The sequence below is a fragment of the Sodalis praecaptivus genome, from assembly GCF_000517425.1.
GTDB lineage: Bacteria > Pseudomonadota > Gammaproteobacteria > Enterobacterales > Enterobacteriaceae > Sodalis_A > Sodalis_A praecaptivus.
The window spans coordinates 1273295-1291173 of sequence record NZ_CP006569.1; the positions used below are offsets into that span (position 1 = coordinate 1273295).

The window sequence follows — 17879 nt, forward strand, 5'->3', positions numbered from 1 at the left end:
GAGATTCGACATGGCAAAGAACATCCAGGCCATTCGCGGCATGAACGACTATTTGCCGGAAGAGACGGCATTCTGGCAGCGCGTTGAAGGGACGCTTAAGAGCGTGCTGGCCAGCTACGGCTACAATGAAATCCGCCTGCCGATCGTCGAGCAGACCCCGCTGTTCCAGCGGGCCATCGGTGAAGTCACCGATGTGGTGGAAAAAGAGATGTACAGCTTCACCGATCGCAACGGCGACAGTCTGACCCTGCGTCCGGAAGGGACCGCCGGCTGCGTGCGCGCCGGGATCGAACACGGGCTGCTGTATAACCAGGAACAGCGGTTGTGGTATGTCGGGCCCATGTTCCGCTACGAGCGTCCGCAAAAAGGGCGCTACCGGCAGTTTCACCAAATGGGCGCCGAAGTGTTTGGTCAACAGGGGCCGGACGTCGACGCCGAGCTGATTCTGCTTACCGCCCGCTGGTGGCGGGCGCTGGGCATCAGCGAGCATGTGGCGCTGGAGCTGAACTCCATCGGGTCGCTGGCAGCGCGCGCCCGGTATCGCGAGGCGCTGGTGGCGTTTCTCGGGCGGCATGAAGACCGCCTGGACGAGGATTGCCGCCGCCGTATGCACACCAATCCGATGCGGGTGCTGGACAGCAAAAACCCCGATATTCAGGCGCTGCTCAACGATGCGCCGGTCATGATCGATTATCTTGACGACGATTCCCGCAGCCACTTTTCCGGTCTGTGTGAACTTTTAGACCTGGCCGGCATCCCATATACGGTTAATCCGCGTTTAGTGCGCGGTCTGGATTACTATAACCGGACGGTTTTCGAGTGGGTGACCACCCGCTTGGGTTCGCAGGGTACCGTTTGCGGCGGCGGCCGTTACGATGGCCTGGTGGAACAGTTGGGCGGTCGCCCCACCCCCGCCGTCGGCTTCGCCATGGGGCTGGAGCGGCTGGTGCTGCTGGTGCAGGCGGTTAACCCGGATTTTGCCGCCGCGCCGCGTGTCGACGCCTATCTGGTGGCGGCGGGGGACGGCGTGCAGCGCGAGGCGCTGCGGCTGGCGGAGCAGCTGCGTGACGCGCTGCCTTCCCTGCGGCTGATGACCAATTACGGTGGCGGCAGCTTTAAAAAGCAGTTTGGTCGCGCCGATAAGCACGGTGCGCGCGTCGCGCTGGTGCTGGGAGAAAGCGAGGCGGCGGCGCAGCAGGTGGTGGTGAAGGATTTGGCCACGGGTAACCAGGAAACGCTGGCGCAGAGCGATGTCGCCGCGCGGCTGGCATCGATTTTAGGTTAAGGAGAAGGACACCGTGGAAGTCTACAGCACTGATAATGAACAGCGCGAAGCGCTGCGTCGTTTCTTTGTCGATAATGGCAAAGCGCTGGCGATAGGCGTCGTGTTAGGCGTTGGCGCTCTGGTGGGCTGGCGTTACTGGCATAATCATCACAACGACGCCATGACGGCGGCATCCAGCGCCTGGCAGCCGGTGAACACCGGTCTTGCCGGTCAGGCAGGCCAGCCGCAGTTGGACGCCGCCCAGCATTTTGCCGACGCCAACGACAATAATTATGGCGCGCTGACCTCTCTGGGGCTGGCGCGGCAATACGCGGAGCGGGGCGATTTCGCCGCCGCCCAAACGCACCTGCAAAAGGCGCTTGGCCAAACCCGCGAGGCCAATCTGCAATCGATCATTAATCTGCGTTTGGCGCGCGTGCAGCTGCAGCAGAACAATGTGGATGGCGCATTGAAAACCCTCGACGGCGTGAAGGAGAAGGGCTGGACGGCGCTGGTGGAGGATACCCGCGGCGATGCGCAGGTGGTTAAAGGCGATCATCAGGCCGCGCGCGCCGCCTACGAAAAAGCGCTGCAGTCCGGCGCGCCGCAGGCGCTGCAGGCGCTAGTGCGCATGAAACTGAATAATCTGTCCAGCTGAGAGGGACCCCATGCAATTGCGTAAGACGATGTTTGTAGGACTGTTATCGGTCACCCTGCTCAGCGGGTGCGCGTGGTTCAGCGGCGAAGAGGACGTGGTGACCATGTCGCCGCTGCCCAAAGTGGACAATCAGTTTCAACCGACGACGGTATGGAGCCGCTCGGTCGGCGGCGGCTCCGGCGATTTCTATTCCAATTTGCACCCGGCCTGGCAGGATGCCCGCGTGTTCGCGGCCGATCGTCGAGGCGTGGTGAAAGCGCTGGATGCGGACAGCGGTAAAGAAATCTGGTCAACGGATCTTTCCATCCGCACCGGCTTCTTTTCGCGCAATCGTCCGGCGCAGCTCTCCGGCGGCGTAACGGCGGCGGGAGATCGGGTCTACGTGGGCAGCGAGCTGGCTAAAGTCTACGCCCTCGACGCACAGGATGGCAGTCTCGCCTGGGAGACGACGGTGGCCGGCGAAGCGCTGTCCACCCCGGTGGTGAGCGATGGCGTGGTGCTGGTGCATACCAGCAACGGCATGCTACAGGCGCTTAATGAGGCCGACGGCGCGGTGAAATGGACCGTTAACCTCGATGTGCCGCCGCTGACGCTGCGCGGCGAATCCGCGCCGACCACGGCGTTTGGCGCCGCGATCGTGGGCGGCGATAACGGCCGCGTCAGCGCGGTAATGATCAATCAGGGCCAGCTGATTTGGCAGCAGCGCATCTCGCAGCCGAGCGGCGCCACGGAAATCGCCCGTATCAACGATGTGCAAACCACCCCGGTCGTGGTCAACGGCGTCGTTTACGCTCTGGCCTATAACGGCAACCTCGCGGCGCTGGATCTGCGCTCCGGCCAGGTAATGTGGTCGCGGGAAATCGGCTCCGTCACCAATCTGCTGGTGGACGGCGGACGAATTTATCTGGTGGATCAGAACGATCGGGTGATTGCGGTGGATACCCAGGGCGGCGTGACCCTCTGGCGCCAGAGCGACCTGCTGCACCGCAATTTGACCTCCCCGGTGCTGTATAACGGCTATATCGTTACCGGCGACTCGGAAGGCTACCTGCATTGGATCAATACCGATGACGGCCGGTTTGTCGCGCAGCAAAAAGTGGACAGCGCCGGCCTGCTGGCGGCTCCCATCGTTGCCGGCGATAAACTTATCGTACAGGCGAAAAATGGCGAGGTTTACGCCATTACCCGCTAAGGCGTGCTATCATCCGGCGCCGGTAGCCGGATAGACGCTTCCCGCAACGGCTCCTGACATATTCAGGAGCCGTTTTGTCTTATATAATCAGTCCTGTTGCTGTATTACCCGTTTTTTACCTGATGAGGTTGTAATAATGATACCTGTCGTCGCGCTGGTCGGGCGCCCGAATGTAGGAAAATCCACTCTATTCAATCGACTGACGCGCACCCGTGATGCGCTGGTGGCGGATTTTCCGGGGCTGACGCGTGACCGCAAGTATGGTCGTGCCGAATGGGAAGGCCATGAATTTATCGTTATCGACACCGGCGGTATTGATGGCACGGAAGAAGGGGTCGAGACCCAGATGGCCGGGCAATCGCTGGTAGCGATTGAAGAGGCCGATATCGTGCTGTTTATGGTGGACGGACGCGCCGGGCTGATGGCGGCCGACCAAGGTATCGCCAAACATCTGCGCAGCCGCGAGAAAACCACGGTCATCGTCGCCAATAAAACCGACGGCATCGATGCCGACAGCGCCGTAGGCGATTTTTATGCCCTGGGCATGGGCGACATCGTGCCTATCGCCGCCTCGCACGGGCGCGGTATCAACAGCCTGCTGGAGCAAGTTCTGCTGCCGCTGGTAAGCGACGGCCTGCCGCTGGACGATGCGGGCGACGAAGACGAGTTTGAACCCTGGCCGGACGATGAAGCCGAGGCGCTGGCGCAGGAAGAAGAGGAAGAGCCCTTTGACCCGCAGTCGCTGCCGATAAAGCTGGCGATCGTCGGCCGTCCCAACGTCGGTAAATCCACGCTGACCAACCGCATTCTCGGCGAAGAGCGCGTAGTGGTGTACGATATGCCCGGCACCACCCGCGACAGCATTTATATTCCGATGGTGCGTGACGAGCGGGAATATGTCTTGATCGACACCGCCGGCGTGCGCAAGCGCGGTAAAGTCACGGAAACGGTGGAAAAATTTTCCGTCATCAAAACCCTACAGGCTATCGAAGATGCCAATGTGGTGTTGCTGGTCATTGACGCGCGCGAAGGTATCTCCGATCAGGATTTATCGCTGCTGGGCTTTATTCTCAACAGCGGGCGGTCGCTGGTGATCGCGGTCAATAAATGGGATGGCCTGTCCAGCGAAACGCGCGACGACGTGAAACAAGCACTGGATCACCGTCTGGGCTTTATCGATTTCGCCCGGGTTCATTTCATTTCGGCCCTGCACGGCAGCGGCGTCGGCAACCTGTTCGAGTCGGTAAATGAAGCTTACCAATGCGCCACCAAGCGGGTGAGCACGGCACTACTGACGCGCATCATGCGCATGGCGGTGGATGAACATCAACCGCCGCTGGTGCGCGGACGGCGCGTCAAACCTAAGTATGCCCACGCCGGCGGGTATAATCCGCCGATCGTGGTGATCCACGGCACGCAGGTTAAAGATCTGCCGGACAGCTATAAACGTTATCTGATGAACTATTTCCGCCGCTCGCTGGAGATAATGGGCACGCCCATCCGTATTCAGTTCAACGAGGCCGCCAACCCCTTTGCCGGCCGGCGTAACACCCTGACGCCAACGCAGCTGCGTAAACGTAAACGGTTAATGAGCCATATCAAGAAAAACAAATAAGCGGGGGAAGCATGGCGCAATGTGAAGTCTGCCAACACGCGCTGGTGGCGCGGGGCGCTGGGCTGCACTGTCCCGCCTGCGGGCAGGATTACCGTGAGCAGGCGCGTTGCCCCGATTGCGGGCAGCCGCTGGAGATACTCAAAGCCTGCGGCGCGGTGGATTATTTTTGCCCTCATGGCGACGGTTTGATCGCCAAAAAGCGGGTGACGCTGTCGCTTGTCCCCCGCTGAAACGGTCATCGCGCTGTCGATGAGCCGTCGTTGTCCAACTGTCGCTGGCGCCATAACGCCTGGAGTTCAGGCGGTGCGCTTTGTTCCGGCACCAGCAATTCCAGGGCGGCGGCGCTGGCTTCTCCGCCGTCGCGATAAAACAGCTGAATACGAAAATAACGCTGGTCGCCGCGTCCCGGAGCGTTTACGCCGCGGGGCGGTTGCGCCAGCGGCGCGGCGCGAGTGATGAGGTTGCATAATCGTTCGCGATCGGGCGGCGGCATATCCGCCAGTACGAAGCGCTGCGGACTCGCCAGCGTGGGGATATAGGCAAAGCCGCCTTCACGCGACAGCGCAATCACGCTACAGTCATCCAAAACAGGTAATCTGCCCATGCTGTTCTCCCGGGAGGTTGCGGCATCTTCCGCAGGGCTGGCCCCATTAGGATAACACACCCACCTGTCGCCAGGCGTTCTCCACCGCATTGCCGGTCTCTGCGTCGAATTGCTCTGTGGCGTGGCTCACGGTCAATTTAGCGAAATCAGCGAAACTGGCGTTTTGCAGCAGCTGTTTATCCGTCAGCGTAGCATACCAAATGGCGCCCGCTTTTTCCCAGGCATTGCCGCCCAAGGCGATAGACGCCAGATAGAATGCGCGATTGGGGATACCGGAATTGAGGTGGACGCCGCCGTTATCTTCCCGCGTGTGGACAAAGCCTGACATGTCTGCCGGCTGGGGATCTTTGCCCAATAGCGGGTCGTCATAGGCGGTGCCGGGAGCCGACATCGAGCGTAGCCCGTCGCCATGGATCCCCTCAGCCAGCAGGCCCGCGCCGATGAGCCAGTCCGCCTGGCGAGCGGTTTGCCGCAGATGATACTGTTTCACCAGCGAACCGAATACGTCGGACAAGGATTCATTCAGCGACCCCGCCTGCTCAAAATAGATCAGGTTGGCTTCATGTTCCGTTACGCCGTGGGTCAACTCATGCGCCACCACATCAAGCGCAATCGTGAAACGGTTAAAGATCTCCCCGTCACCATCGCCAAACACCATCTGTTCCCCATCCCAGAAGGCGTTTTCATAAGCACTACCGTAGTGGACGGTGCCGACGAGCGGTAATCCGCGCGCATCCAATGAGTTACGTTGAAAGACGCGCCAGTAAAAATCGTAGGTGATACCGAGGTAATCATAGGCCTCATTGACCGCCACATCTTTCCCCGGCGGCTGCCCCTCTTGCCGCACTTTGATGCCGGGCAGATTCATACTGTTGTGAGTATCGTAAATGGTGCGTTTGATCTTTCCCGGCGCTTGTGCGTTTGAATAATGCGCAACCGACGGATTACGCCCCATCAGGTTATGGACATGGGTCAGGGTATGGTGCGCGAACAGGCGTTGATGCTCACTGCCTTTCTCCATGATGCGTTTCAAAAGGTAAGGGGGAATGACGCTGGCAAAACGCGGGCTGCGAATGTTCGGCATAGGAAACCTCCTGCGCTTGAAGAAAGAATCCCACCGCCGTAGGGCGAAGCCGGACGGGGAATTGTTCTTATTACATGGAGGTTAATTATAATGCGGTTAAAAAATGGTACTAATTATTATTTGTTCATAGAATAGTCAGCAAGCACCTGACCTATGGCCGGTGCTTGCGTCGGTTCTGTGCGTTCAAGGATGCAGGTAACGATAGACAACCGAAATATCGCTATCGCCATGGCCGGCGTCTACCGCCTGCTGCCAGATCTCGCTAATGCGCTGCAACCCCGGCAGATGGCGCGGGTCCGCTGCCTTGAGCGCCAGCCGGGCATCCTTCAGCCCCCAAACCAACGCCATTTGCGGATCGTAATTATCTTGCTTGATCATATCCAGCTTGCCCTTGACATAGGGTGCCGCCAGCGGACCGCCTTCCAGGACGCCCCAGAGATCGTCGGGGCTGAACCCCAACGCCGCCGCCAGCTGCGCGCTTTCCGCCAGGCCTTCCATCATGGCAATAAGCCAGGCGTTAACCACCAGTTTCATTCGGCTGCCGGCCCCGGCCGGCCCCAGCCAGCGGGCGCCTTTGGCGATGGCGGCAAACACCGGTTCCACGGCGGCCGCCGCCTGGCGATCGCCGCTCGCCAAAACCAACACCTGGGCGTTTTCCGCCGGCGCTTTAGTGCCTGAGACCGGCGCATCAATAAACACAATGTCCTCGCGTGACTGACCGACCGCCGCGATGAGCGCCTCCGTGGCTTCTACACCCAGGGTCCCCATCTGGGCCAGCACCGCCTTCGGCTTCATGGCCGCCAGCGCTCCCTCTGAGCCCAACAGCACGGTACGCGTCGTGGGACCGTCCGGCAGCATGGTCAGCACCACATCGGCCTCGCGCGCCGCGTCAGCCGGAGTTGCGCAGAGGGTTGCGCCTAAGTCTGCCAAATCTGCTCCCCGCGACTGAGTACGGTTCCATACGCGCGTCGCCAGGCCTCGTTTGAGTAAATTGGCGGCAAAAGCATGACCCATGGCGCCCAATCCGAGCACCGCGACGGTAGGTTGCTTCATCATCTTGACCCCGCTCCTTTCGCTAACGCTGATATTTTATGAAATCGGTTTTACGGGCGATCTTATCGTAAAGACGCATGGCCTGAAGATTGTCGCTCTGCGTCATCCAGTATACGCCAGCCAGCGCCTCCCGATCGGCATAGCGGTAAACCTCTTCAATGAGGCGTCGGCCAATGCCTTGACCGCGCACATGATCGTCCACGTACAGATCCTGCAGATAGAGCATCGCCGGCTGATACCAGCCGTGATCGTGCAAGATGCAGTTGGCGATGCCCACCAAATGACCGCCGCGTTCGGCGACGAAGCCACACATGCTAGGGTAGGCGTTATCCGTCAGGCGCGCAAAAGTGTGTTCGTAGAGCGCATCGTCGCGAATAGTGGAATAAAAACTGAGATAGCGACGCCACAGGAGTTTCCAGTCATCCTTATCGCCAGGGGCGAGGGCGCGGAGGGTCACAGCGCGGTTATCCATAGTAGGAGCCTCCTGATTAAAAAGCCAAAGCCATGACGTTATCGGCAAAACCTTCGCCCTGTCAATGGTGAACCCTTGATACGGTTTAGCCTCTGTGGAGGGTAAAATCACGGCATCGGCGCTGGCGATGGCCCCGCGTAAGGGCACAAGGATGCGGAGTGAGGACCATCGGGGGGCAGGAGCAGGGGGAAAGCGCCCGTCGGCTCCCGTTTGCCCCTGTATTGCCGGTAACGGCTTGCGGAATCAGTCCGCGGTGATGGGCGGCTCCCGGCGCATATGCCAGGCGTAATCATCGCCGGTCGTGATAATAAAGCCGAGGCGCAGGTAAAGATTTTTAGCGGGATTGCTTTTCAGCACCTTCAATTCCACCGCTAATCCCTCCCGCTGGGCCTGCTGCAGGACGCCCGCCAGCAATTGCTGACCGATCCCCCGGCGCTGGAATTCCGGCGCCACCTGGATCTGGCCGATAAACCAGGCATCGTCGGTAAGATAATATTTGAACAGGCCGGCCAGTTTACCCTCCATCAGGATAATATGGGCATCGTTCCAGTGATCGATAATTCTGCTCAAATGCGTCTGCTCATCCGCATCAATGCCGCCGTTAATCAAATAACCCTCCATGGTGGCGAGTCGTAACGCATACAGGGCGGGAATGTCGCCGACTTCGGCCCGGCGCAGGCTGAGAGGGGTTGAGCTCATAATCACTCCAGAAAACACATGCTGAGATTATGCGTGCTTGGGGGGTAATGAGCAATAGGAAAGGGGTTGGGGGGCGAGGCCCCCTTGCCCGATGCGGCATCTAAGGGGCCACGCCAGCCTGGCGCACTGAATGCCAGAGGGCAAAATACCCAGGGCATGCCCGTAGCGCAAGGGCCCCTTTTGACGCCTGCGCCGATGCCAGTTTCTGCCTTTGTGCCTGCGCCAGTGCCAGTTTCTCCCTTCGCGCCTATGCGTCTAGGGCTGCGTCTGGTCAGTGTTCTCCGGGCGCCAGCGCCGCCATGGTGTTGAGACGTGCGTCTTCAACTGCCTCAGATAATTTTGCCGGTTTGCGTTGCCGGCGCCGCCAGCGCTTTATGGCGCCCCGTCAGCAAAAAGGCGGAAATAAGGGTAAACGACAGGGTTATCAGGCCCAAGACTAAATACGCTTGATGAAAGCCGACCTGGTCGTACATTCTGCCTACCCAGGTGGACAGCACGACGCCGGATAACTGTTTCGATAAATTGAAGCCGATAAGAAACAGCGTCGCGGATAACCGAGGATCGAATACCGAGGAGATATATTTAAAGGCTCCCACCAGCAAAAACGGGAGTTCAAACATATGCAGCGTCTTAAGAATGATGACTTCGACACCGCTGGTGGCAAATGACGAGCCGAGAATACGCACCGACATGATAAGGCCCGCCACCAGCAGCGCGTTTTTACTGCCGATGCGATTAATAATCGCCGGGGTGAAAAACATAATCAGGCCGTTGAGCAATTCGCCGCCGGTGGTCACAAAACCGAAGATTTCGGTCCCCTGCTGGGGGCTGGCAAAAAAACCTTTGAAGAAATTGGCGAACTGCTGATCGAAAACATCATAAATGCTGGCTACCCCGATAACGTAGACAATAAACGCCCAAAAACGCGGCATAACCAGCAGCTCTGCGGCCATTTTCAGCGAAAAAGCGCGCCGGTTGGCGCCCAATTGGTCCAGCACCTGCGCATTCCTATTGCCTTCAGGACGCGATAAAAACAGCAATAGTGCCAATATCACCGCAAAACCGGAGGCGATCCAGAAAGTGATATTGGGATCAATACTGAACAATATTCCGGTCAACGAGGCGCAAATGGCCCAACCCACGCAGCCGGAGACGCGCACCCGGCCATATTCAAAATGATTAGCGCGGCTGACGCGCTCGATAAACGCTTCCACCGCGCCGGAACCGCTGGAGAACACGAAGCCAAGATACAATCCCCCCGCCAGCGCGCCGGCGTAAATATTGAATTGCAGCAACGGCGATAGCACAAAGATGAAAAATGGCGCGAACAAAATCAGCCCGATGGTAATGCTCCACAGCAGATGTTTACGCAACCCCAATTTATCGGAGATTAGGCCAAATAGCGGCTGAAATACGATAGCGAAAAACGAGATTGACGAGAACACCATACCGGTCTCGGTTTTGCTGAGGTGATTGACGTCCGCCAGCCAGATAGGAAAAAACGGGAAATAGGCGGACATAATGAAATAATAGAAAAAGAAGAACAGCATAAAGTAGATAAAATTATGCTTCTCCCGGGTGGTCAGCATCGCAGTCTTCATCATCGTCACCACGTTTGGTCGGTATCGGGGGGATTAAAGGGGGGCGAGCCCCCTCAGTTCAACTGCCAGCGCAAGGTGTAGCGGTAGCGTTCGGCAGTCAGCAGATAGGCCTGGTGCACGCTTGGACTCCATGAATCATCGCCGCCGACGCCCATATGCGCGGTATCCAAATTGAGCCAGAGGCCGGTTTCGGGACGCAGTTGATGCCAATGAGCTGTCTCGGTCAACTGTTTGGTACCAAAGGGACTGACCGAAAAATGAAAGTCGCCGGTGACGCGCAGCGGGCCGACGTCGAGTTCGCGGGTATGGCAGCGCATGCCGTTTTCGCTGGGGAAAATGTAAGGGGTACGCATCTCGGCCAGGGGGCGCCGCCAACGGGAGAAGCGGGCGGCGGTGCGGCGGTCGGGATAGTTTTCGTGCGGGCCTTCACCCAGCCAACCGATGTCCGGCGCTGCACTGTTAATACGGCAGGTGACGCCGACTCTGGGCATCGGCGGCAGTTGCGACGAACGCACTACCTCGATATCAGTCTCCATGACGCCGTCAGCGCTAAAGCTTAGTTGCCAGCGGCTGACAAGAAGTAGCGTCTGCCGATGGAAATAGCCCATTTCGCTGCGTACCACCACGCGATCGCTCAGTCGCTCGGCCGTCACGCTAAAGCAGCGCTGCTCCAGGTCAAACAGGCCGGCGGCGCGCCAGCGCTCCACCCAGGCGTTGGGGTCGATTCTGTCCACCTCGCTGATGCCAATATCGTTGTCCAGCGGCGCACGGATGAATTGGTCCATCAGCGGCGTGAGCAGCAGGGCGTGCTCGCCTTGCAGCCATTGATCGAGATAGCCGCTGCGTTTGTCGACGCGCCAGCGCTGCTTTTGGTGGGTAATCACTATCTCGCTGGCGGTCTCGGCGAGCTCGGGCACGGCGGCCGAGTACGCCGGCGGCGGCGCGGGCGCTATCAGCCTAGCCGGCAGCGGCCACTGTTGCCAAGCGCTAAGGTGACCGGCCGGCGACCAGGGCGTCGACGCGGGCTGTAGCACGCTAACCTGTAGGGTTAGAGCGCCCCCGCGTGCGGGCGGCGACCATCGCGGGTCAAGGGTGAGGACGCGCCGCTCGCCCGGCGCCAGCCGCAGCGGCAGCTCGCCGCCGTGCAGGCGTTCCCCCTCTAGCTCCACCCACCATGCCAGAGTTTCATTATCGCTGGTGCGGAACAGGTATTCGCTCTCGACGGCAATTTGCAGCGTGGCGGCGTCCAACAGAGCGAACTGAAAGAATTGCTGCTGCTTTTTCACCTCATACAGAGCGGGATGCGGGCTACGATCGGGAAACACCAGGCCATTCAAACAAAACTGCCGATCGTTAGGCGTATCGCCGAAATCGCCGCCGTAGGCCCAATAGGTATTGCCGTGCTCATCCTGCCGTTCCAGCGCCTGATCGGCCCAGTCCCAGATGAACCCGCCCTGCAGGCGAGGATATTGGCGGAACGCTCGCCAATAGTCGGCAAAGCCGCCGAGGCTGTTGCCCATGGCGTGGGCATATTCGCACAGGATCAGCGGACGTTGCTCACCGGGCATCCCGATCCATTTCTTGATCGCCCATTTTGGCACCGCCGGTATCGGCAAATCCTCCTCCACCCGTGCGTACATCGGGCAGAGAATATCGGTGGCGGCGGTGTCGGCGCCGCCGCCTTCATATTGTACCGGCCGCGATGGATCCTGCGTCTTGACCCAACGATACAATGCATCGTGGGTAGCGCCGTGACCCGATTCATTACCCAACGACCAGATAATGATGCTGGCGTGATGGCGGTTACACTGCACCATCCGGCTGACCCGCTCGCTAAAAGCGGGGAACCATAGCGGATCGTCCGCCAGCCGGCCCATGGGCTCCATGCCGTGCGTCTCAATGTTGGCTTCGTCCACCACATACAGGCCATAGCGATCGCACAAACGATACCAAAGGGGGGTGTTCGGATAATGGGAGCAGCGCACGGCATTAAAATTATTCTGCTTCATTAATAAGATGTCTTGCACCATGGTCTGCTCATCCATGGTCTGGCCGTTGGCCGGGTGGTGTTCATGGCGGTTGACGCCGCGTATCAGCAGCGGTTTGCCGTTCAGCTGCAGCAGCCCGTCGCGCACGATAACCTGACGGAACCCTATGTCATAGGCTTCCGCCTCCACCAGTTGGTCTTCACCGTCACGGAGCGCCACGACCACGCGGTACAGGGCGGGATCTTCCGCGCTCCACAGCCGCGGCGCCGCGACCGGCACCTGCAGCCATGCCCGCTCGGTATAGCCGCCGCGCTCATCCACCGGCGCTGTGCCCAACGGCTGGCTCTGCTCGGCGACAAGGTGATCCTGCCACCATAGCGCGACCTGTACTTGATAGGACGCCAGCGCCTCAGGCCTTGCACTGATAGACGCGCCCACCTTTAGCGTGCCGTGGCTGAACAGGGCATCCAGCTCGGTATCGAGACGAATATCGCTAAACGTGGCGTCGGGTTTGTGCAATAAGGTCACCGAGCGGAAAATACCGCTCATACGCCACATATCCTGATCTTCTAAATAACTACCGTCGCTCCAGCGCAATACCAGCACGCACAACCGATTGTCGCCGGGGTGCAGCGCATCGGTCAGATCGAATTCGGCCGGCAGGCGGCTGTCCTGGGAGTAGCCCAGCCATTGGCCATTGCACCAGAGATAAAAGGCCGAACTGACGCCGTGAAAAATAATGCGCGTGCGGCCGCAAGCCTGCCACTCGGTCGGCAAGTGTAGGCTGCGCGCATAACATCCGGTGGGATTGAGCGCCGGTACACGCGGCGGATCGACGGGGAAGGGGTATTTAACGTTGGTATAGATAGGGCAATCGTAGCCGGCCAACTGCCAGTTACCGGGGACCTGGATGACGCGGGCGTCGGCGTCATCCTGCGTCAACCAGCTTTCCGGCACCGCTTCCGGGCGCGGGAAGTAGCTGAATTGCCATTCGCCGTCCAACGACAGGTGGCTGGGGGAATCATCGCCAACGCGCGCAGCGTCCCTATCCCGATAACTCATGAACGGCGCGTGCGACGGCAGTTTGCCGTAATGGGTGACCGCCGGGTTTTCCCAGTCCCGCCGCGCCAGGACATCTATTAGGGCAGCAGAGGCCGCCGCTTGCGGTTGATGAACAACGTGGGTCATGATTCGCCTTACTTTCGACAAGGGGGGACGTGGTTGCACGTAAATGAGCAATGTTATGCGCTCACATAATGTGATCAGTTAACGGCTTTTCAATCGCTTTTCGCAAGCCCGTGTCGGAGTAATGGTGATCGTTTTCAAATTTAAACCGATAATTTTGGCTTAATTAGCGACATGTATCACAAAATGAGCTGGTGTGAGCGTGTGACTTTTTACTGACGTATAGCGTTGTTCGCGCATTGATTTATGATGTTAAGATAATAATGATAAGCCCTGAGTGGGTCAGCGACAGGAACAATAACGTGAAGCACAAAAATCCTACCCTTGACGACGTCGCCCGCCAGGCCGGCGTTTCGTATCAAACGGTTTCCCGGGTGTTAAATGGATCGGCGCACGTGGCTGAAGCGACGCGCGCTCGGGTAGAGGACGCCATCAAAACGTTAAACTATGTGCCTAACCGGATGGCCCAGCAGTTGGCCGGCAAGCGGGGCTGCACCCTTGGACTCATCACCGCCTCCCTCAGCTTCCATGCGCCATCGCAAATTGCGTCCGCCATAAAGGGCGTCGCCGGCCAGTGCGGATACAATGTCCTTATCGCCATGACCGACCAGCAGCACGCAACCGGGCTACAGGACGCCCTCAATGAGTTGAAGGCGCAGCGGGTGGAGGGGGTGATTATCAATTTACCGCTGGAAGCGGAAAGCGCCGCGCAGATCGTCGCCGCTAATCCCGAACTTCTGTGCCTGTTCCTGGATGTCCCGCCGGATGCCGGCGTATTCCACGTGATGTTTAATCCCGGCGACGGTACGCGCGCAAGCGTCGACCATCTCTATCGGCTGGGTCACCGTGACTTCGCGCTGCTGGCGGGCCCGCAAGAATCGGTTTCCGCGCGCCAGCGGCTGCTGAGCTGGCAACAGGCGCTGAAGCATTACGGTCTGCAACCGGTTGCAACCGCGCAGGGAGACTGGAGCGCCGCGAGCGGCTACCGGTGTATGGTAACGATGCGCCAGGCGCAGGTGGCGTTCACCGCCGTGCTGGTCGCCAACGATCAGATGGCCCTCGGCGCGGTTAGCGCGCTGCAACAGCAACAGCTGGCGGTGCCGGAACACGTCTCGGTGATAGGCTATGATGATACGGAAGACAGCGCTTATTTCCTGCCGGCGTTGACCACCGTTTCACAGGATTTCAACCGGCTAGGGCAGGAGGCGGTGAACCGGCTGCTGGCGCGTTTGGCGCAGGGGGGTGCCGCGCGCGGGCCATCGATGATGCTGCCCACGCATCTGGTGGTCCGCCATTCCACCGCCGCACCGCCGGACGGTAAGCCGAGTCTGGGCCTGCTGGCCGACGAGTTGCAGCGGATAGCGGCAGTATTGAGGCGCTGAGGCGGATGTCATCACCCCGAGCACCGGCCGACACTACGCCAGACACAGGAGAGGCTTGACGGCGCGGCCGGACCGGTAGAACAGCGACAGCGCCTCGCGCCAGCGGCTTAGCGGAAAGGGCGCCAGCGGCGATAACTGCGCGCGACGCAGTAAAGGCCAAAGGGCGGTAAAGGCGTTCTGCCAATCGCTGACGGACATCCCGGCCAGGGCATCGCGCAAATGGAACCGTTGCGGCACGGCGCCGCCGGGCGTGACGGGGACAGATTGCCCCGAGAGCAGACCGTAGCTTACCAGCGTCGCGGCAGGGGGAAGACCCGCCAGCAGTGCGCCGCCCAGCGGCCCCCCTACGGCGTCGAAAACCAGGCTGCTGTGCGCCGCCAGCCGGAGGATCTCGTCCTGGCGATCCATCGTCAGCGGCTGTATACCGAGCCGGCGCAGACGCGGCGCGTGCTCTGGCGCGCGGTGCAGGCCTATGACCCGCCGCGCCCCGCCCGCCAGCGCCCATTGTCCCAACAGACGTGCACAGTCCGATCCTGCCGCGGTCAAGATTATCTGCCGATCCCGCACCGGCCAGCGGCGCAACATCAGCTGCGCCGCCAGCGGATTGATATAACCCCGCAGCGCGGTGTCGTCCGCGATATCTTCCGGCACCGGCACCAGCCATTGTCCGTTGCAGTTCAGCCGCTGCTGCCAGGTGCCGTCACCCCGCAGCGGCAGTACCCGTTGGCCAAGGCGAAAGGGCGAGGTGCTTGATGTTGCGACCACCTGGCCGAGCCCCTCATAGCCCGCGACCCGCGGCGGCTGGACCCGGTGCGCATAGGCGCCGGTAATGGGGATCACATCGGAGGGGTTGATGGGTGCGGCAATCATCATGACCTGCACTTGGTCGGCGCCGGGTGTTGACAGCGGCGCGGTCTCGAGTGACAGGACCGCTTCGGGATGGCCGAAGCGGCGATACCACAGCGCGCGATTCATCGGCTTATATCGCTTTCTGTAGCCCTTCCCATTTACCGTCCGCCGACTCGCCGGGCAGCGGCTTGGCTTCGATAAAGGTCAGTCCCAACACCTCGGAGGTATAGCGGCGGATCTCGTTGGTCAGCGCCAGGTTGCCGTTGATTGTCTGGCCGTAGGAGGGCACCATCTCTTTAAGTTTGCGCTGCCAGGCGTCGCTGGCAACCTGTTCTTTAAACATGGACGCCAACAGCTCCAGCATAATGGGCGCCGCGGTGGAAGCGCCGGGCGAGGCGCCAAGCAACGCCGCCAGCGAGCCGTCGGCCGAGCTGACCACTTCGGTGCCGAACTGCAAAATACCGCCTTTGCCGGCGTCTTTTTTAATGACCTGCACCCGCTGGCCGGCCTCAATCAGCGACCAATCCGCCATATTGGCCTGCGGATAATATTCGCGCAGGGCGTTGAGGCGATCTTTATCCGACATCAACAGCTGGCTGATGAGATATCTCATCAGCGCGAAGTTATCCAGACCGACGCGCAGCATGGGCAACAGATTTTGTCGCGTAAGTGAATGGAACAGATCCAGCCAGGAGCCCCGCTTGAGGAATTTGCTGCTAAAAGTGGCAAAGGGGCCGAACAGCAGCGCTTGCTTGCCGTCCAGGATACGGGTATCGATATGCGGCACCGACATCGGCGGCGCGCCGACCGAGGCTTTACCGTACACTTTGGCGTGATGATCGCCAACGACCGCAGGGTTGGTTGCCACCAGAAATTGCCCGCCCACCGGGAAGCCGGCATAGCCGTTCACCTCGGGAATGCCGGATTTTTGCAACAGCGTCAACGATGCGCCGCCGCCGCCGATAAAAACATGGCGGGCGCGCACCGTGGACTGCCGACCGCCGTTGCCGCCGTCGGCGACGCGCACGTTCCAGGTGTTGTCGGCGTTGCGCTTGATATCCACCACGTCATGCTGCAAATGCAAATGGAACTGAGGGTGAAGCTGCAGCGCCGCGAGCAGTTGCTGAGTCATTTCCCCGAAGTTCACGTCGGTGCCCATGTCCATGCGGGTGGCGGCCACTTTTTGGAAGGTATCGCGCCCGTCCATCACCAGCGGCGCCCACGCGCGGATCTGCTGGGGATCTTCGGAGTAGGCCATGCCGCGAAACAGCGTACTGGTTTGTAGCGCATCGAAGCGCTGACGCAAAAAGCGGATATTATCCTCGCCCCAGACGAAGCTCATGTGCGGCACATCGTTGATAAAGGTATGCGGATTGGTGAGGATCTGCTGTTTAACCAGATAGGCCCAGAACTGGCGCGAGATTTCAAAAGATTCGTTTACCGCGACCGCTTTAGCGATATCCACCGTACCCGTTGGGGTGAGGGTCGTGTAGTTCAGCTCGCAAAAAGCGGCATGACCAGTGCCGGCATTGTTCCAGCCGTTGGAGCTTTCTTCCGCCGTTTTTTCCAGGCGTTCATACATATGAATCGTCCAGCCCGGCTCAAGCGCTTTCAGATAGGTTCCCAGCGTGGCGCTCATGACTCCGCCGCCAATCAGTACGATGTCTACCGGGGGTTTATCCGCAACCTGCTGCTGTTTGGCTGACGCAGAGAGAGTCATACCAAGGGCTGCGATAAAATGCTCTTTCATGCGCAGTATCTCTTTTAAAAAAAATGAAGCCGACGCCCGGGCCATTTTCGTTCGGATTGGCGCCCAGGGAGGTCTGCTAATACTCTTCGATTCTATTAGTCACTACCGGTTAAGTAAACTACAAAATTATTGCAACTGAGACTAACAGTAACGAATGCTAATGATTGATAAGATATTGAAATTGATGAAAATTAATCATATGATAAATTGATGGTTAACATATGATTAACCAAAATTTACCATCTTTATTTTAAAGCTATAACAAGGATTTTAAGTGTGATCCACTGCATAAAAATAAAGTAACGGTTTTAAATACTATAAAAATACATTTTTTAGCATCTCATAATGTTAGGTCCGGGCGAACCGCCCGCGATAAAGTTGTTTTCATTGCCCGGCCGCTGATATGATTTTTATTACTACAGGGGTAATCAGGTTGCCCCGCCGCGCTTTCGCCCCACGGCGCCGCTGCTGTGGGGACGAGCA

General features: G+C 59.3%; 15 protein-coding genes. 6 read left to right on the plus strand and 9 right to left on the minus strand.

Annotated features, from left to right (window positions below; translation table 11 throughout):
• Positions 1-10: 10 nt before the first annotated feature.
• The 5 genes from hisS (at position 11) to SANT_RS05700 (ending at position 4959) form a co-directional block, all read left to right on the plus strand.
• Positions 11-1285, plus strand: a complete 1275-nt coding sequence (hisS, locus tag SANT_RS05680; protein WP_025421334.1) for a histidine--tRNA ligase — start codon at positions 11-13, stop codon at positions 1283-1285.
• Positions 1286-1298: 13 nt separating this feature from the next.
• Positions 1299-1922, plus strand: coding sequence for a YfgM family protein (locus tag SANT_RS05685; RefSeq protein WP_025421335.1), 624 nt, complete (start codon positions 1299-1301; stop codon positions 1920-1922).
• A 10-nt stretch (positions 1923-1932) separates the two neighbouring features.
• A complete protein-coding gene (gene bamB / locus SANT_RS05690; RefSeq protein ID WP_025421336.1) occupies positions 1933-3114 on the plus strand; it encodes an outer membrane protein assembly factor BamB in 1182 nt (393 codons plus the stop codon).
• Positions 3115-3250: 136 nt separating this feature from the next.
• A complete protein-coding gene (gene der / locus SANT_RS05695) occupies positions 3251-4729 on the plus strand; it encodes a ribosome biogenesis GTPase Der (protein WP_025421337.1) in 1479 nt (492 codons plus the stop codon).
• Positions 4730-4740: 11 nt separating this feature from the next.
• A complete protein-coding gene (locus SANT_RS05700; RefSeq protein WP_025421338.1) occupies positions 4741-4959 on the plus strand; it encodes a zinc ribbon domain-containing protein in 219 nt (72 codons plus the stop codon).
• A gap of 5 nt (positions 4960-4964) precedes the next feature.
• On the opposite strand, the gene SANT_RS05705 is transcribed toward SANT_RS05700, so the two are convergent.
• The 7 genes from SANT_RS05705 to SANT_RS05735 all read right to left on the minus strand — a co-directional run bounded on the left by SANT_RS05705 (position 4965) and on the right by SANT_RS05735 (position 13418).
• Complete coding sequence (locus SANT_RS05705) at positions 4965-5333, minus strand: protealysin inhibitor emfourin (RefSeq protein WP_025421339.1); 369 nt, start codon at positions 5331-5333, stop codon at positions 4965-4967.
• A gap of 46 nt (positions 5334-5379) precedes the next feature.
• On the minus strand, positions 5380-6417 hold the full coding sequence (locus SANT_RS05710; protein ID WP_038668248.1) for a M4 family metallopeptidase: 1038 nt from the start codon (positions 6415-6417) through the stop codon (positions 5380-5382).
• Positions 6418-6600: 183 nt separating this feature from the next.
• Positions 6601-7470: an NAD(P)-dependent oxidoreductase gene (locus SANT_RS05715; protein WP_025421341.1), complete on the minus strand. Its 870-nt coding sequence runs from the start codon at positions 7468-7470 to the stop codon at positions 6601-6603.
• Between the two features lie 22 nt (positions 7471-7492).
• Positions 7493-7942: a GNAT family N-acetyltransferase gene (locus tag SANT_RS05720; RefSeq protein WP_025421342.1), complete on the minus strand. Its 450-nt coding sequence runs from the start codon at positions 7940-7942 to the stop codon at positions 7493-7495.
• A 243-nt stretch (positions 7943-8185) separates the two neighbouring features.
• Positions 8186-8641 carry a GNAT family N-acetyltransferase gene (locus tag SANT_RS05725; RefSeq protein ID WP_025421343.1) on the minus strand — a complete coding sequence of 152 codons (456 nt, stop codon included), beginning with the start codon at positions 8639-8641 and terminating at the stop codon, positions 8186-8188.
• 329 nt (positions 8642-8970) lie between these two features.
• Complete coding sequence (locus tag SANT_RS05730; protein WP_025421344.1) at positions 8971-10242, minus strand: oligosaccharide MFS transporter; 1272 nt, start codon at positions 10240-10242, stop codon at positions 8971-8973.
• Positions 10243-10295: 53 nt separating this feature from the next.
• Positions 10296-13418 (minus strand): beta-galactosidase, encoded by a 3123-nt coding sequence (locus tag SANT_RS05735; protein ID WP_025421345.1) that lies wholly within the window; start codon positions 13416-13418, stop codon positions 10296-10298.
• Between the two features lie 299 nt (positions 13419-13717).
• On the opposite strand from SANT_RS05735, the gene SANT_RS05740 reads away from it, so the two are divergent.
• On the plus strand, positions 13718-14797 hold the full coding sequence (locus SANT_RS05740; protein ID WP_025421346.1) for a LacI family DNA-binding transcriptional regulator: 1080 nt from the start codon (positions 13718-13720) through the stop codon (positions 14795-14797).
• Between the two features lie 33 nt (positions 14798-14830).
• Here the strand turns inward: SANT_RS05740 and SANT_RS05745 are convergent, their stop codons facing one another.
• Both SANT_RS05745 and mqo read right to left on the minus strand, forming a co-directional pair.
• Positions 14831-15772 carry a zinc-dependent alcohol dehydrogenase family protein gene (locus tag SANT_RS05745; RefSeq protein ID WP_025421347.1) on the minus strand — a complete coding sequence of 314 codons (942 nt, stop codon included), beginning with the start codon at positions 15770-15772 and terminating at the stop codon, positions 14831-14833.
• A gap of 4 nt (positions 15773-15776) precedes the next feature.
• On the minus strand, positions 15777-17396 hold the full coding sequence (gene mqo, locus SANT_RS05750; RefSeq protein ID WP_025421348.1) for a malate dehydrogenase (quinone): 1620 nt from the start codon (positions 17394-17396) through the stop codon (positions 15777-15779).
• Positions 17397-17879: the final 483 nt, after the last annotated feature.